Below are 16,798 nucleotides of genomic sequence, written 5' to 3' on the forward strand. Positions count from 1 at the left end.
GCCTGCGACACTCGCGGACATGACCGACCGGTGGGCTCTGGCTCCGGCCGAGGACGGTGGCGCGGAGCTCGCCCCCCTCGGCCCGGACGGGCTGCCCGCCGGGCCGGTGCGCGAGGAGCCGGACCTCGCCGAGGCCGTCCGCAGCAGGCCGGACGTCACGCGGTGGGTGTGGCGGTCCACCGCCGAGGTCTATCCGCGTCTGCTCGCCGCGGGGGTGCGCGTGGAGCGGTGCTACGACATCGAGGACGCCGAGACGCTCCTCCTCGGCCACGAGGGGCGCCACGGCGAGCCCCGTTCGGCGGCCGCCGCCCTGGCCCGGCTGCGCGGCGGCCCCGTACCACCGGATCCGCCGCAGCGCTCCGCCGCGCCCGGCGCGCAGTCCTCGCTCTTCGAGCCGCAGGGCGTACGTCTGCCGCTGGCGGACCTGCTCGCGGTCTACGCCGAGCAGCAGCGGCGGCACGAGCGGGCCGCGCACCCGGACCGCATGCGTCTGCTGACCGCCGCCGAGTCGGCGGGCATGCTGGTGGCGGCCGAGATGAACCAGGCGGGCCTGCCCTGGAGCGCGGACGTGCACCGCCGGGTGCTGCACGAGCTGCTCGGCGAGCGGTACGCGGGCGGCGGGGAACCGCGTCGCCTGGCCGAGCTCGCCGAGGAGGTGTCCGCCGCCTTCGGCCGCCGGGTCCGCCCCGATCTGCCCGCCGACGTCGTCAAGGCCTTCGCCCGGGCCGGGATCAAGGTCGGCTCCACCCGCCGGTGGGAGCTGCGGTCCGTCGACCACCCGGCGGTGGAGCCCCTGCTGGAGTACAAGAAGCTGTACCGGATCTGGGTCGCCCACGGCTGGTCCTGGCTTCAGGACTGGGTACGGGACGGACGGTTCCGGCCGGAGTTCCTCGCGGGCGGGACGGTCACCGGGCGCTGGGTGACCAACGGCGGCGGCGCGCTGCAGATCCCCAAGGTGATCCGGCGGGCGGTGGTCGCCGATCCCGGCTGGCGGCTGGTCGTCGCCGACGCCGACCAGATGGAGCCGCGCGTGCTGGCGGCCATCTCCCGCGACCCCGGGCTGATGGAGGTGGCCGGCCGGGAGAGCGACCTCTACCAGTCGGTCTCCGACCGTGCCTTCTCCGGCGACCGTGCCCAGGCCAAACTCGCCGTGCTCGGCGCGGTCTACGGCCAGACCTCGGGCGACGGGCTGAAGAACCTGGCCGCCCTCAGACGCCGCTTCCCCCGCGCGGTGGCCTATGTCGACGAGGCGGCGCGGGCCGGCGAGGAGGGCCGGCTGGTGCGGACCTGGCTGGGGCGGACATGCCCGCCGGCGGCCGGGGCGGCGGAGGACGCGTCGGAGGAGGCGGGCCTCCCCCAGGAGCGCCCCGCCGAAGGGCCGTCCGGACAGTCCGCCGACCAGGGCTGGATGCCGGGGTACGCCTCCGGCAACTCCCGCGCCCGCGGCCGCTTCGCCCGCAACTTCGTGGTGCAGGGCAGCGCCGCCGACTGGGCCCTGCTGCTGCTCGCCGGGCTGCGCCGCGCCTGCCGGGACATGGCGGCCGAACTGGTCTTCTTCCAGCACGACGAGGTGATCGTGCACTGCCCGGAGCACGAGGCCGAGACGGTGGTCGAGGCCATCCGGGAGGCGGCGGAGCTGGCGGGGCGCCTCACCTTCGGTGAGACCCCGGTGCGGTTCCCGTTCACGACGGCGGTGGTGGAGTGCTATGCGGACGCCAAGTGACGGCCGCGGCGCCCCCGGACCGACCCCCGGCACGGCACCGCCGGGTCAGCGTGCGCCCGGCGGCGGGTCGGCGAGCAGCTGCCGCAGCTCGCCCGTCACCGCCTTCTCGTCCGTGCCGTCCAGGGCGGCGAGCGCGGTGCGCCACTGCGCGTACGCCTCCTCGGTACGGCCCTGCTGCCGCAGCAGGAGCCCGTGCTGGTGGCGGGCGAGACCGCCCGTGTAGCGGTCGGCGCGGGTGTCGGCGCGGCACAGCAGCTCGGCGCACTCGCGGTGGGCGCGTTCGGTGTGGCCCAGCTGCCGCAGCGCGCGGACCAGTCCGAGCCGGGTCTGGGACTCGCCGTGCCAGTCGCCGTGCCCGCCGAGGATGCGCAGGCTCTCCTCGAAGTGCCGGGCGGCGGCGGCCGGTTCGCCGAGGGCGAGGTGGGCGTAGCCGATGTTGCAGTGCGCGGTGTGCTGGACGATGACGGCGCCGATCTCGTCGCCGATGGCGAGCGAACGCCGGTGCTGCTCGATGGCGGCGCGCGGGTCGGTGTGCTCGTAGAGGTTGCCGAGGTGGCTGTGGGTGACGGCCTCGCCATAAGGGTCGTTGAGCTGCCGCGAGTACGCCAGGCTCTGCCGCAGCGCCTGCCCGGACTCGGCGTACCGGCCGAGCCCTTCGAGGAGCAGACCGCGGTTGTTGAGGCCGCGCCGGATGCGTGAGGCGACACCGAGCCGCCGCCAGATCGCGAGCGAGGCGTCGTTCAGGGCGAGGGCGTCGCTGTGCCGGCCGGTCAGGAAGTGCAGTCCGGCCAGATCGCTCAGCGCGTACGCCTCGGCCGCCTCGTCCCCCAGCCGGCGCGCCACGGCGAGCGCGGCCCGCCCGAGGACCTCCATCTCGGCGACGCGCCCGCTGCGCTGGACGTAGGGGAAGAAGAGGCGCAGGAGGCGGGAGAGGTACGCGTCCCGCCGCGCGCCGCCCGGGTCGCTGCCGGAGTAGCGCCCGGCCAGCTCGACGACGTTCGAGAGCTCCCCGCGCCCCCATTCGGCGGCCTCCTCGGCGGACCCGAAGGACGGAACGGCGAGGGCGTCGGCGGTGTTCTCGGACGGTCCGGACACAGTGGGACGGCGGCGGTCGTCCCGTTCATGACCGGGCTCGACGACCGCGGCGAGCACCCGCTCGGCCACGGCCGCATACCAGCGCAGGGCGACTTCTACGACGTCCCCCACGTGCGCCACGTCCATCGCGTCCGCCACGCCCTGGCCCCGCACCCTCCGGGAGCCCGCACCGCCGCCCGCGGCGGGAGGTGCGGCGGCACGCGCTTGGGATGTCGCCAGTTCGCGGGCGAAGTCGCGTACCAGGTCGTGCGGGGCGTAGCGCCCGAGTGCCGTCTCCTCCAGGAGGGCCACGTCGACGAGGCGGTCCAGGGCGGCCTCGGCACGGCGCTCGTCGGTGCCCGTGAGGGCGGCGAGCAGGGCCGCGCCGTAGGCGGGCAGGTCGAGCGCGCCGATGCGGCGCAGGGCGAGGGCCGCGTCGCGGTCGGCCTCGCGTTCGGAGACGGCGAGCGCGTCGTGGGCGACGGCCAGGGAGCGGCGCACGCTCAGGTCGTCGTACTCCAGATGGTGCAACCGTCCTTCGGTGGCGGCCAGTTGCCCGGCCAGCGCGTCCGGGGTGAGGGCGCGCCGGGCGGCCAGCCGCGCGGCGACGACGCGCAGGGCGAGCGGGAGGCGGCCGGTGAGTTCGACGAGCGGGTGCCCCGCGTCGAGGCCGTCCCGGTCGTCGCGTCCGGAGACCGCCCGCAGCAGTGCCGCGCTGTCGGGCGCGGACAGCGGGGTGAGCGGGAAGCGGTGGGCGCCGTCGAGGGCGGTCAGCGGGGAGCGGCTGGTCACGATCACCGCGCAGCCGGCGCCGGCCGGCAGCAGCGGCCGTATCTGCGCGGCGCTTCCGGCGTCGTCCAGCACCAGCAGCGTGCGCGTCGGCGCGAGCAGGGACCGCAGCAACGCGGCGGCCGCGTCCGGGTGTTCGGGGACGTGGCGCGGATCGGTTCCCAGGTCGAGGAGGAGGGAGCGCAGGGCCTGTTCCGGGGCGAGAGGGGTCATGCCGGGCGTGGCGCCGTGCAGGTTGACGTAGAGCTGCCCATCAGGGAAACGTTTCACCAGGCCATGGGCCACATGCAGCGCGAGCGCGGTCTTGCCGACGCCGGCCATGCCGCTGAGGACGACGAGCGGACTGCCGCCGGCCTCGCCGTGGTTCGCGGTCAGCGCCCTGCGCACGGCGGGCAGGACGTCGTCCCGTCCGGTGAAGTGAGCGGGCGGAGGCGGGAGTTGCGCGGGGCGCGGCGGCTGCGGGGTGTCCTTGGACGGTGGTGCCGGCCCGGCGGGGCCTTCCGCGCCGTCGACGTGCTCGTCCCCGGCGCCTCTGAGCACTTCGAGGTGGGCCTCCCGCACGGCGGGCCCCGGCTCGACGCCGAGTTCCTCGATCAGCCGGGCGCGCAGATCGCGGTGGACGGCCAGCGCCTCCGCCTGCCGGCCGGTGCGGTGCAGGGCGAGCATGAGCTGACGGTGGTACGCCTCGCGCAGCGGGTGCTCGGCGGCCAGCGCCGCCAGTTCCGGCACGAGCCCGGAGGGCCGGGTGCCGCCGAGGCCCAGTTCGGCGTCGTAGTGCCACTCCAGGAGCAGCAGCCGCGCCTCCTGAAGGCGCTGCACCAGGGCGTACCCGCCGAAACCGGCGGGCAGGCCGCTGAGCGGCGTGCCCCTCCACAGCACGAGCGCGTCCGCGCACGCGCGCGCCGCCCGCGCCCATTCCCCGCCGGCGTGCGCGGCACGCGCCTCCGCGACCCGCGCCTCGAAGAGATGGAGGTCCAGCTCCCCCCGGCCGACCCGCAGCAGATAGCCGGGCGGTACGGCGCGCAGCCGGTCGGGGTCGTCGAGGAGCCGGCGCAGTCGGGCCACGTGGTTGTGCAGCGAGGCCTGCGCGGAGACCGGCGGTGCCGCGCCCCACAGCGCCTCCTTCAGCGACTCGACGGAGACGACCCGCCCGGCCTCCAGCAGCAGCGCGGCGAGCAGGGCACGCACCTTGGGACTGCCGATGGGACGGACGGCATACTCACCGGGGGCGGGCTCGTACAGGACCGGTGGCCCCAGCAGCCCGAACCGCAGCTCGCCGCGCATCACACCGTCCGTTCACTGCCTCTCCGAGCGGCCGCGACCGCCCCTCTCCGCCAGGAGAACAACCGGCCCCATGTTAGCGATCTGTTGGCCGGACCTGATGTGATCATTTCATCGGATCAGGGCCCGACCGGCGCGCGCACGGGGTGCGCAGCTCGGGGGAGTGTCGCCGTCGGCCTGGTCCGTGGACGCGAGGGGTCCCGGTCGGCGGAGGTGAACGACCGGGACCCCGTCCGCGCCTCCTGCCCTTTCCGTTCACGCCCCGTGCCGCCCTGTCGTGCGCCGGGGCCTGTTCATGTGCGTCCGGTTGCCTGGGCGCGTGCCCCCTGCACCGGCCGCGCGCGCCACACGCACGCCGGGGTCCGGCCGCGCGCCGGGCCGACACGTGCGCCGGGTCTGGCCGGTCCCCGCGGGTCCTGTCCGCGCGCAGGACCCGGTCGCCGGTCCGGAACCGGCGGTCAGACGACGGGCGGCCGGCCGAGCTGCGTGAGCCCCTGAGCCGCCTGAGCCGGGTGAGCCAGTGAGCCCTGTGAGCCGCGTGAGCCGCCACACGGTGCGCCGGCGCATGGGCCGCCGCTCCCCCGCGGGCCGCCGCAGCCCCTCCACGAACCCTCCCGCCCAGGCTCGCAGCCCGGCGATCGACCGGGTTCGCACAAGGGTCGGGAGCGTCCACACCCCCAGGTGTACCGGGATCAGCACGAGCGGCAGCCTCCGGCGGACCAGCCGGACCCGGTTGCGGGCGGTACGTTGCCTCGGTTCCGCCGGGTCTCCCGACGCCGGATCGCCGGGCATCTCATGGAGGGAGACCGGTCATTTCATGGAGAGAGAAGAGAGAACAGACATGCGACTGCGCTGTGCCGTGCTCGACGACTTCCAGAACGCCGCGACCACCGCGGCCGACTGGTCGCCGCTCCGGGACCGGGTGGAGGTGGTCCCGTACGCCGAACACTTCGCCACGGAGGACGCACTGGCCACGGCGCTCGCGGACGCCGACATCGTGGTGACCCTGCGCGAACGGGTGCCTTTCCCCGCCTCGCTCCTGGACCGCCTTCCGCGCCTGAAACTGCTGGTCGCCTCCGGCATGCGCAACTCCGTCATCGACTACGGCGCCGCGCGCGCGAACGGCGTGACGGTGTGCGGCACCGAGAGCTCCTCGACCCCGCCGGTGGAGCTCACCTGGGCCCTGCTGCTCGGCCTCGCCCGCGGCATCGTGCAGGAGAACAACGCCCTGCGCTCGGGCGGCCCCTGGCAGTCCACCGTGGGCGCCGACCTGCACGGCCGCCGCCTCGGTCTGCTGGGTCTCGGCAGGATCGGCAGCCGGGTCGCCCGGGTCGGGCTCGCCTTCGGCATGGAGGTCACGGCGTGGAGCCAGAACCTGACGAAAGAGCGGGCGGACGAGGTGGGCGTGACCCTGGCCCCCACCAAGGAAGACCTCCTCGCCACCGCGGACTTCGTCTCGGTCCACCTGGCCCTGAGCGACCGCACCCGCGGCCTGCTCGGCGCCCCCGAACTCGCCCTCCTGAAGCCGACGGCCCATCTGATCAACACCTCCCGCGCCGCGATCGTCGACCAGGAAGCCCTGCTCACCGTCCTGCACGAGGGCCGCATCGCCGGCGCGGGCATCGACGTCTTCGACACCGAACCACTCCCCGCGGACCATCCCCTGCGCACCGCCCCACGCCTGCTGGCCACCCCGCACCTGGGCTACGTCTCCCGGGCGAACTACGAGCGCTACTACGGCCAGGCGGTGGAGGCCATCGAGGCCTACCTGGCCGGCACCCCGATACGCCTGCTGCCGCAGGCAGCACGATGAGTGCCCAGGTGCCGATCACAAGCCGGAGCAGGGCCACATCCGATCACGCATGACACCCCACATCCCCCGGCCGGGCCCGGCGACCAGCCAACGGAGTGCAAAAACCCCAGGCAGAAGGTATCTGACCTGGGGTTTCCCGGAGCCGCTTTCGGGATTCGAACCCGAGACCTACGCATTACGAGTGCGTTGCTCTGGCCATCTGAGCTAAAGCGGCGCGCTGCCCGCACCATGGTGCGCTCGGCAACGTCGGTAAGTCTACACAGTTTCCGGGGGTGCTTCGCACCCGCCCCGACGAGGGCTTTCCGGGGCGGTGCGTGGGGCGGGCATGGGGGCTATGAGCAGCGCTTTCCCTGTGTCGGCGGGGTGCCGTGGAGGAGGTAGGTGTCGATGGCGGAGTCGATGCAGCGGCTGCCGCGGCCGTAGGCGGTGTGGCCGTCGGCGACGAAGGTGAGCAGGCGGGCCGAGGAGAGCTGGGAAGCCAGGGACTGGGCCCAGCGGTACGGGGTGGCAGGGTCGCGTGTGGTGCCGACGACCACGATGGGGGGCGCGCCCTTCGCCTCGATGCGGTGCGGCTCGCCGGCGGGCTTCACGGGCCAGTACGCGCAGTTCAGGGACGCCCAGGCCAGGCCCTGGCCGAAGACCGGGGACGCCTTCCGGAAGGCGGGCAGGGCCTCCTCCACTGCGGCCGGGCCGGAGAAGGCCGGGGGCAGGTCCAGGCAGTTCACGGCGGCATTGGCGAAGATCAGGTTGCTGTAGTGGCCCCGGGTGTCACGTTCGTAGTAGGTGTCGGAGAGGGCGAGCAGGCCGGCGCCGTCGTTCTTCTGCATCGCCGCCGTCAGTGCCGCGCGCAGCTGTGGCCAGGCCGCCTGGTCGTACATCGCCGCGATGACCCCGGTCGTGGCGAGCGCCTCGACGAGGCGGCGGCCGTCCGGGTCCCCGGTGGGAATGGGGTGTGCGTCCAGCTTGTGGAAGAAGACCGCGAGGTGGTCGCCGGCCTGCGCCGGAGTGGTGCCCGGTCCGCCGAGCGGGCAGTCGCTACGGCGCACGCAGTCCTTCGCGAACGACTGGAAGGCCGTCTCGAAGCCCGCCGTCTGGTCCAGGTTCAGCCGGCGCGCGGTCAGGGACGGGTCCATCGCACCGTCCAGCACGAGACGGCCCGCTCGGTCCGGGAACAGCCCGGCGTACGTCGCGCCGAGGAACGTCCCGTACGACGCCCCCACGTAGTTCAGCCTCCGGTCACCCAGGACCGCCCGGAGCACGTCCATGTCGCGGGCCGCCTCCATGGTGGAGACGTGCCGCAGCAGCCGGGGGTCGTGCGCACCGCAGCCCTCCGCGAACTTCCGGAACTCGCCGACGAGCGCGTCGGTCTCGGCGCGGTCGTCGGGAGTGATGTCGGTCTCGGTGAAGGTGTCCATGTTCCGGTCGTCGAGGCACTCCACGGGCTCGCTGCGGGCGACCCCGCGCGGGTCCATCGCCACCAGGTCGTAGCGGGCGCGGACCTCGGCCGGATAGCCGACGCCGGCGAACTGCTGGAGGTAGCCGATGGCCGAGCCGCCCGGGCCGCCGGGGTTGACCAGCAGCGAGCCCAGGCGGCTGCCCGGTCCCGTGGCCTTCTTGCGGGCCACGGCCAGCCGGATGTCGCCCGCGGACGGGTCGGCGTAGTCGAGCGGTGCCTTCAGCGTGGCGCACTGGAAGCCGGGGGCCCCGCAGTCGCGCCAGGTGAGCTTCTGGACGTAGTACGGCTCGAGGGCGGAGGGCGTGGACCGCGGCAGCGCGGCCAGGACCGTGCTCGCCGCGGGCGCGGACTGGCGCTGTGTGCTCGCGGAGGAGCAGGCCGAGGCGAGCAGGGCGGCGGCCGCGAGGAGGACGCCGCCCGCACGGGCTGTGCGGGCCAGGCGGACCACGCGGGTGGCGACGGGGGGTCGGGGGGCCTGGGGCTCTCGGGAATCTCCGGGACTCCGGGAACCTCGGGGACCCTGACTGGCCGGACGGAGGGCGCGCCTGATGTACATCAGGCGAGCGTAACTCTCTGCGATCGCTCCGGTGCGCTTCGTAGGCGTCGTGCCTCGTACGAGTGAAGCCCTCAACAGCCCGAGCGGGGCGGACGGGGCGCGACCGACCTGTCGGCTGGATCTGTCCGGCCGCACCCGCCGGCCCGGCCTGCCGGCCGACCCGTCAGCCGGCTCTCAGGGACATCGTCATCGCCTCCACGGCCAGCAGCGGGGCCACATTGCGGTCGAGGGCGTCGCGGCAGGCGGCGATCGCCTCTATCCGGCGCAGGGTCGACTCCGGGGAGCTGCCGCGCGCGATGCGCTCCAGGACGTCCTCCACGTCCGCGTTGGCGATCGCGACACGGGAGCCGAGCTGGAGGGCGAGGACGTCGCGGTACAGCGCGGTGAGATCGGTCAGGGCGAGGTCGAGGCTGTCGCGCTGCGTACGCGTGCGGCGGCGCTTCTGCTTGTCCTCCAGGTCCTTCATCACGCCCGCCGTGCCGCGCGGCAGCCGGCCGCCCTGGGCCGCGCCCAGCGCCGCCTTGAGCTCTTCGGTCTCCTTGGTGTCCATCTCCTCGGCGAGCGCCTTGGCGTCGTCCGACGCGGCGTCGACCAGCTCCTGGGCGGCCTTGAGGCAGCCGCCGATATCGTCGAGACGGAGCGGGAGCTTCAGCACGGCGGCGCGGCGCTCGCGCGCGGCCGGGTCGGTGGCCAGGCGTCGGGCCCGGTCCACGTGGCCCTGAGTGGCGCGGGCGGCGGCCGCCGCGACGCCGGGTTCCACGCTCTCGCGGCGCACCAGCATGTCGGCGACGGCGGCCACCGACGGTGTGCGCAGGTTCAGGTGGCGGCAGCGGGAGCGGATGGTGGGCAGGACGTCCTCGATCGAGGGTGCGCACAGCAGCCAGACCGTGCGCGGGGCGGGTTCCTCGACCGCCTTCAGAACGGCGTTGGCGGACTTCTCGTTCAGCCGCTCGGCGTCCTCGACGAGGATCACCTGCCAGCGGCCGTTCGCCGGGGAGGTGAACGACTTGCGGACGGTGTCCCGCATGTCCTTGACCAGGATCTCGGCGCCGACGGCGGCGACCGTGCTGACGTCCGCGTGGGTGCCGACCAGCGCGGTGTGACAGCCGTCGCAGAAACCGCAGCCGGGGGCGCCACCGAGCGCGCGGTCGGGGCTCACGCACTGCAGCGCCGCGGCGAAGGCCCGCGCCGTCTGGGTGATCCCGGCTCCGGGCGGTCCGGTGAACAGCCACGCGTGCGTCATCTTCGACGCCTCCGGCGGCGGGGCGTCACCGGACGCCGCCGTGACCAGGGCGTCGGCGTCCCGGGCGGCGGCGGCCAGCTGCTCGCTGACCCTCTCCTGCCCGACGAGGTCGTCCCACACGCTCATGGGTCACGCCGCCCTTCCGTCCTGGTTCGTGCTCCGGGATCCATTGTGCGGGCAGCCACTGACAACGAGTCCGGCGGCCGGCCGACCGGGCACGAGGCCGGCGACGCCATGGAGGGGTCGTGGAGGTGTGGAGGGACCCTCCGCAGGTTCCGGCGGAGAGGCCCTCCGCGGGTTCCGGGGTCAGCCTCGTCGGCCGCGGCCGCGTCCGCGGCCCCGTCCGTTCCCGTGGCCGTCGTCGTACTCCTCCTCGGCCTCGCCGCCCTCCTGGTACTCGTGCGGTCCCAGCAGCTCGTCCGCCAGCGTCGGCAGGTCGTCCAGCGGGGTCTCCTCGGCCCAGTCCGGCCGGGGCCGCCGTGGCGCGCCGCCCTCGGCCTCGATCTGCGGCAGCTCGCGCGTACGGTCGTCGGAGCCGTCCGGCCGGGCGGCCGCCGGCCGCTCGTCCCGGAAGAACCCGGGCGGAACGCGGTCCGCGATGTCCCCGCCACGGACGTCCCGGTCGTCCCGGTCGCCCGAAGCACCCTGGGCGCCCCGGGCACTGTGCGCGTCCGCGGGGTCGTCGAACCGCACCGGGGGCAGCACCGCGGTCTCGTCGGCCGCCCCGGCGGGGGGCTCCCCGGCACCGACCGGCGGCAGGACCGCCGTCTCGTCCGCCGCGCCCGGCACTCCCGGGGTTCCCGCGCCTTCCGGACCGGCCGGAGGCGTGATCGGCTGCGGCAGCTCGGCCGTGACCTCGGAGTCGGGCGCGGACCCGGGCTCCTGGGGCGCGCTCGAACCCTCGGCCGGGCCCTCGCCCGCCGAGCCCTCTGCCCGCTCGTCGTCCTGTACCGGCCACAGGACCGCCGTCTCGTCCGTCGGACCGCCCGGCGGGTTCGCCGGGCCGCCCGCGGCGTCCGTCGGCGTCACCACCGGCGTCGGCACGGTCACCGCCTCCGGCGGCATGGCATCGGCGGCGGGAGGCGCCGACCGGCGCGGACCGGCCTGCGCGGCGGCAGCCGCCTGCTCGGCCGCCCGCCGGGCCTCCTCCGCCCGCAGAAGGGCCTCCTCGGCCTTCTGCTGCTTCTCCAGGCGGCGCGCCTCGGCCTCGGCCCGCAGCCGGGCCTCCTCCTCGGCCTGCCGGCGCAGGCGTTCCTCCTCGGCCTTGCGGCGGGCCTCGGCCTCCGCCCGGGCCTGCTCCTCCGCGAGCAGCCGGGCACGCTCCTCCTCGGCGCGCCGACGCGCTTCCTCGGCCCGCTGCCGGGCCTCCTCCGCCTGGCGTTCGGCCTCGCGGCGCTGCGCCTCCTCCAGCTCGCGCCGCTTGCGTTCCTCCTCCTCGGCGCGCAGCCGGGCGAGCTGCTCCTTGCGCTCACGCTCCAGGCGTTCCTCCTCGGCCTTGCGCCGGGCCTCCTCCTCGGCCCTGCGGCGGGCCTCCTCCTCGGCCTGCCGCCGCGCCTCCTCCTGGGCCTTCACCTCGGCCTCGGACAGCGGCAGCATCTGGTCGAGGTGATGCCGTACGACGGTCGTGACGGCCTCGGGCTCCTGGCCCGCGTCCACCACCAGGTAGCGGCCGGGGTCGGCGGCGGCCAGGGTGAGGAAACCGGAGCGCACGCGCGCGTGGAACTCCGCCGGCTCGGACTCCAGCCGGTCCGGCGCCTCGGTGAACCGCTCCCGGGCCACGTCCGGTGACACGTCCAGCAGGACCGTCAGATGGGGCACGAGCCCGTTCGTCGCCCAGCGGTTGATGCGGGCGATCTCCGTGGGCGACAGGTCGCGGCCCGCGCCCTGGTAGGCCACCGACGAGTCGATGTACCGGTCGGAGATCACGACGGCGCCGCGCTCCAGCGCCGGCCGCACCACGGTGTCGACGTGCTCCGCGCGGTCGGCCGCGTACAGCAGGGCCTCCGCGCGGTGCGACAGGCCGGCCGAGGACACGTCCAGCAGGATGGACCGCAGCCGCTTGCCGACCGGTGTCGCGCCCGGCTCGCGGGTCACCACGACCTCGTGTCCCTTGGCCCTGATCCAGTCGGCGAGCGCCTCGGCCTGCGTGGACTTCCCGGCGCCGTCGCCGCCCTCCAGGGCGATGAAGAAACCCGACTCCGCGGGCGCCGTCAGCGGGTCGTCGCCCCGCAGCGCGTCGACCAGGTCCTGCCGCAGCGGTACGCCGGAGCGGTCGTCGACCTTGGCCAGCACCAGCGCGGCCACCGGCAGCAGCAGCGCGCCGACCAGCATCAGCGTGAAGGCGGCGCCGCCGTGCGCGAACACGAACCGGCCGCTCTCCAGCCGGTGGGGACCGATTCCGGCCGCGACCACCGGGGCGAGCACGGCACCGAGGGCGACGAAGACACGTACCACCGCGTGCAGGTGCTCGGTCATGCGCGGCCGGCGGTAGTCCTCGGCCTCCTGGTCGAGCAGGGTGTGCCCGGTGTTGGCGGCGATGCCCGCGCCCACGCCGGCCACGGCGAGGATCAGCAGGACGGTGGTGACGTCCGGGACGAGTCCGGCGGCGAGCAGCGCGATGCCGGTGACGGCGATGGCCAGCGCCAGCAGCCGCCGCCGGGACAGCGCCACGAGTGCCCTGGGTGCCGTACGGATGCCGACGGCGACTCCGCCGGTCAGGGCGAGCACCGCCAGCCCGTAGAGCACCGGGCCGCCGCCGAGGTCCGCGGCGTGCAGCACGCAGACGGAGACCGCCGCGGCGATCGCCCCGGCGACGGCGGCGGAGGCGAGCACGAGCAGCGGAACGGCCCCCGTGCGGCCGTTGTCGACGCCGGTGCCCGTCCTCGGGCGGCGCAGCCCCTCGAGCGGGGACCGCGCGCGCGGGGTGCGGGTGCCGGGCAGTTCCAGAGAGGTCAGCACGGACAGGGACGCGGCGAACAGACCGGCCGCGACGTATGCGCCGAGGGCCGCCTGGTGCTGGTCGAACCAGGCGACGCCGGTGCCCAGGAGGTTGTTGAACAGGGACGCGACGACCAGTGCGGCGGCGGCCAGCGGGATCGCCAGGAAGTTCGTGCGCAGCGACAGGCGGCGCAGGGCGTCCATGTGGTCCGGCAGGGGCCGTACGGTGGCGCCCTCCGGGGGCGGTGCGGGCAGCAGGGCGGGGGCGGCGCTCTCGCGGCACACGGTCCACAAGCGCTCGGCGATCCCGGTCACGAAGACGGTGACCACCAGGACGGCCGGCGCGTTGCCCGGTGTCCAGTCGATCCACAGCGGTGCGGCGATCATCAGCGCGGCCCGCAGCCCGTCCGCGCCGACCATGGTCCAGCGCCGGTCGAGCGGCCCATCCTGGGAGGTCAGCGAGGTGAGCGGGCCGAGGAGGACCGCGCCGAAGAGCACGGTCGCGAGGATCCGCGCCCCGAAGACGATCGCCACCGCGAACGCCACGCCCCGGTAGCCGCCGCCGAAGGAGCCCTGGGCGAGCGTCGCCTGCAGGACGAGGACGACCAGGACCAGGAGCGCGAGAGTGTCCCCGATGCCCCCCACCAGCTGTGCGCTCCACAGCCGCTTCAGCTGCGGTCGGCGCAGCAGGGCACGGACGGCGCGCTCGCGGGAGTCCGCCACCAGTGCGTCGTCGGGGGCCGGGGTGTGGGCCGTTGGCTGCTCGGCTCGCGTCATGCGTTCAGCCTATCGGGACGCACCGACAGCACGCCGTGACCGTCCGAACGTGCGCGCCCCGGCACCGAAGCGATGCCGGGGCGCGCGTCTGCCCGTGATCAGTCCTCCGCCGCGTTCGAGGCGGTCGCCTTCTTCGCGGCCGTCTTCTTCGCGGCGGTCGTCTTCTTGGCGGTCGTCGTCTTCTTGGCCGCGGTCTTCTTGGCCGCCGTGGACGTCGTCTTCTTCGCCGTCGTCTTCTTGGCGGCCGCCTTCTTCGCGGTCTTCTTGGCGGGGCCCTTCGCGCGCTTCTCCGCGAGCAGCTCGAAGCCGCGCTCGGGGCTGATCGTCTCGACGCTGTCGCCGGAGCGCAGGGTCGCGTTGGTCTCGCCGTCGGTGACGTACGGACCGAACCGCCCGTCCTTGACCACGACCGGCTTGCCGCTGACCGGGTCCTCGCCCAGCTCCTTCAGCGGCGGCTTGGCCGCGGCCCGGCCACGCTGCTTGGGCTGGGCGTAGATCGCCAGCGCCTCCTCCAGCGTGATCGTGAAGATCTGGTCCTCGGACTGCAGCGAGCGCGAGTCCGTCCCCTTCTTCAGATACGGACCGTAGCGACCGTTCTGCGCGGTGATCTCGACGCCTTCCGCGTCGGTGCCGACGACACGCGGCAGCGACATGAGCCTCAGCGCGTCGTCCAGGGTCACCGTGTCCAGGGACATCGACTTGAAGAGCGAGGCCGTGCGCGGCTTGACCGCGTTCTTGCCCGTCTTCGGCGTGCCCTCGGGGAGCACTTCGGTGACGTACGGACCGTAGCGGCCGGCCTTGGCGACGACGGGGCGCCCGGTCTCCGGGTCGGTGCCCAGCGCTCGCTCGCCGCTGGGCTTGGCCAGCAGTTCCTCGGCCAGCTCGACGGTCAGCTCGTCCGGGGCCAGGTCGGTGGGGATGTCGGCGCGCTGGTGGGCCTCGGTCTCCCGCTCACCGCGCTCGATGTACGGTCCGTAGCGGCCCACGCGCAGCACGATGTCGTTGCCCACCGGGAACGTCGACACCTCGCGCGCGTCGATCGCGCCCAGGTCCGTCACCAGTTCCTTGAGCCCGCCGAGGTGGTCCCCGTCGCCGTTGCCTGCCTCGGCCGCGCCGCCGATGCCGTTGGCCTCACCGAAGTAGAAACGCTTCAGCCACGGCACCGCCTTGGCCTCGCCGCGCGCGATGCGGTCGAGGTCGTCCTCCATCTTGGCGGTGAAGTCGTAATCGACAAGCCGTCCGAAGTGCTTCTCCAGGAGGTTCACCACGGCGAAGGACAGGAAGGACGGCACCAGGGCCGTGCCCTTCTTGAACACATAGCCGCGGTCGAGGATCGTGCCGATGATCGACGCGTACGTCGACGGGCGGCCGATCTCGCGCTCCTCGAGCTCCTTGACCAGCGAGGCCTCGGTGTAGCGGGCCGGGGGCTTGGTCGAGTGGCCGTCGGCCGTGATCTCCTCGGCGCTCAGCGAGTCGCCCTCGGTGACCTGGGGCAGGCGCCGCTCGCGGTCGTCGAGCTCGGCGTTCGGGTCGTCGGCGCCCTCGACGTAGGCCTTGAGGAAGCCGTGGAAGGTGATCGTCTTGCCGGAGGCGCTGAACTCGACGTCCCGGCCGTCCGCGGCGGTGCCACCGATCTTCACGGTGACGGAGTTACCCGTGGCGTCCTTCATCTGGGAGGCGACGGTCCGCTTCCAGATCAGCTCGTACAGCTTGAACTGGTCGCCGGTCAGACCGGTCTCGGCGGGGGTGCGGAAACGGTCGCCCGAGGGGCGGATCGCCTCGTGCGCCTCCTGCGCGTTCTTGACCTTCCCGGCGTACGTGCGCGGCTGCGGCGGCAGGTAGTCGGCGCCGTACAGCTGGGTGACCTGGGCGCGGGCGGCGGCGATCGCCGTGTCGCTCAGCGTCGTGGAGTCCGTACGCATGTACGTGATGTAGCCGTTCTCGTACAGCTTCTGCGCGATCTGCATGGTCGCCTTCGCGCCGAAGCCGAGCTTGCGGCTGGCCTCCTGCTGCAGCGTCGTCGTACGGAACGGGGCGTACGGCGAGCGGCGGTACGGCTTGGACTCGACGGAGCGGACGGAGAAGCGGGTGTTCTCCAGGGCCGCGGCGAGCGCACGGGCGTTGGCCTCGTCGAGGTGGAGGGTGTTCGCGGACTTCAGCTGCCCCAGGGAGTCGAAGTCCCGGCCCTGGGCAACGCGTCGGCCGTCGACCGTCTGCAGGCGGGCGACCAGCGACGACGGGTCGGACGGGTCGCCCGCGCGGCCGGTCGCGAAGGTGCCCGTCAGGTCCCAGTACTCGGCGGAGCGGAAGGCGATCCGCTCGCGTTCCCGCTCGACCACGAGCCGGGTCGCCACCGACTGGACACGGCCGGCCGACAGCCGCGGCATGACCTTCTTCCACAGCACGGGCGAGACCTCGTAGCCGTAGAGGCGGTCGAGGATGCGGCGGGTCTCCTGGGCGTCGACCAGCTTCTGGTTGAGCTGGCGCGGGTTGGCGACGGCCTCGCGGATCGCGTCCTTGGTGATCTCGTGGAAGACCATCCGCTTGACCGGGATCTTCGGCTTCAGGACCTCCTGGAGGTGCCAGGCGATGGCCTCGCCCTCCCGGTCCTCGTCAGTGGCGAGGAAGAGCTCGTCGGAGTCCTTCAGCAGATCCCTGAGCTTCTTGACCTGTGCCTTCTTGTCCGCGTTGATGACATAGATCGGCTGGAAGTCATGTTCTACGTCCACACCGAGGCGGCGGACCTCGCCGGTGTACTTCTCGGGAACCTCCGCGGCGCCGTTGGGAAGGTCGCGGATGTGCCCGACGCTCGCTTCGACGACGTAGCCGGGGCCGAGGTAGCCCTTGATCGTCTTCGCCTTGGCAGGCGACTCGACGATGACGAGTCGGCGGCCGCCCTGTGCGGTCTCGCTGGTCGGGGACAACTTCGCTCTTCTCTCCGGTCGACGCTGGGTCTCGCTGGGTCTCCCCAGGCGTTGGTTTCCCGGGGTCGGGTCGTGCTGACGCTGCGGAGTGTGACGGTACAGCCCGCCCCCGTGTCAAACGGGAAAAGCCCGCAACGGCCACTCGAACGGTAACCCGACTACAGCCCTTCCTGCCGCCCGGACCGCTCACCCGCCCGCCCGGCCGGACACGCATCGTGACGTGCC

At 74.0% G+C, this 16,798-nt stretch carries 7 protein-coding genes, 1 tRNA gene and 1 pseudogene; 2 read left to right on the plus strand and 7 right to left on the minus strand.

The window, feature by feature from the left end:
- Positions 1 to 19 precede the first annotated feature (19 nt).
- Entirely contained in the window at positions 20 to 1,723 is a 1,704-nt protein-coding gene (locus R2S09_RS00005; RefSeq protein ID WP_316739028.1) for a bifunctional 3'-5' exonuclease/DNA polymerase, read from the plus strand.
- Between the two features lie 45 nt (positions 1,724 to 1,768).
- Here the strand turns inward: R2S09_RS00005 and R2S09_RS00010 are convergent, their stop codons facing one another.
- Positions 1,769 to 4,870 (minus strand): BTAD domain-containing putative transcriptional regulator, encoded by a 3,102-nt coding sequence (locus tag R2S09_RS00010; RefSeq protein ID WP_316739029.1) that lies wholly within the window; start codon positions 4,868 to 4,870, stop codon positions 1,769 to 1,771.
- Positions 4,871 to 5,398: 528 nt separating this feature from the next.
- Positions 5,399 to 5,608 (minus strand): annotated as a pseudogene (locus R2S09_RS00015) (glycosyltransferase family 2 protein); the annotation flags it as partial.
- A gap of 100 nt (positions 5,609 to 5,708) precedes the next feature.
- Here R2S09_RS00015 and R2S09_RS00020 point away from each other — a divergent pair.
- Positions 5,709 to 6,680 carry a D-2-hydroxyacid dehydrogenase family protein gene (locus R2S09_RS00020; RefSeq protein WP_306188673.1) on the plus strand — a complete coding sequence of 324 codons (972 nt, stop codon included), beginning with the start codon at positions 5,709 to 5,711 and terminating at the stop codon, positions 6,678 to 6,680.
- A gap of 140 nt (positions 6,681 to 6,820) precedes the next feature.
- Here R2S09_RS00020 and R2S09_RS00025 read toward each other — a convergent pair.
- From R2S09_RS00025 to topA, 5 genes are all read right to left on the minus strand, one after another.
- Positions 6,821 to 6,894, minus strand: a tRNA-Thr gene (locus R2S09_RS00025).
- 118 nt (positions 6,895 to 7,012) lie between these two features.
- A complete protein-coding gene (locus R2S09_RS00030; protein ID WP_399143901.1) occupies positions 7,013 to 8,692 on the minus strand; it encodes an alpha/beta hydrolase in 1,680 nt (559 codons plus the stop codon).
- Between the two features lie 163 nt (positions 8,693 to 8,855).
- A complete protein-coding gene (locus tag R2S09_RS00035; RefSeq protein WP_316739031.1) occupies positions 8,856 to 10,061 on the minus strand; it encodes a DNA polymerase III subunit delta' in 1,206 nt (401 codons plus the stop codon).
- Between the two features lie 180 nt (positions 10,062 to 10,241).
- Positions 10,242 to 13,649 (minus strand): dTMP kinase, encoded by a 3,408-nt coding sequence (gene tmk / locus R2S09_RS00040; RefSeq protein ID WP_316739032.1) that lies wholly within the window; start codon positions 13,647 to 13,649, stop codon positions 10,242 to 10,244.
- Positions 13,650 to 13,747: 98 nt separating this feature from the next.
- Entirely contained in the window at positions 13,748 to 16,573 is a 2,826-nt protein-coding gene (gene topA, locus R2S09_RS00045; RefSeq protein ID WP_316739033.1) for a type I DNA topoisomerase, read from the minus strand.
- Positions 16,574 to 16,798 lie beyond the last annotated feature (225 nt).

This window comes from Streptomyces sp. MK7 (assembly GCF_032658145.1).
GTDB classification, from domain to species: domain Bacteria; phylum Actinomycetota; class Actinomycetes; order Streptomycetales; family Streptomycetaceae; genus Streptomyces; species Streptomyces spiralis.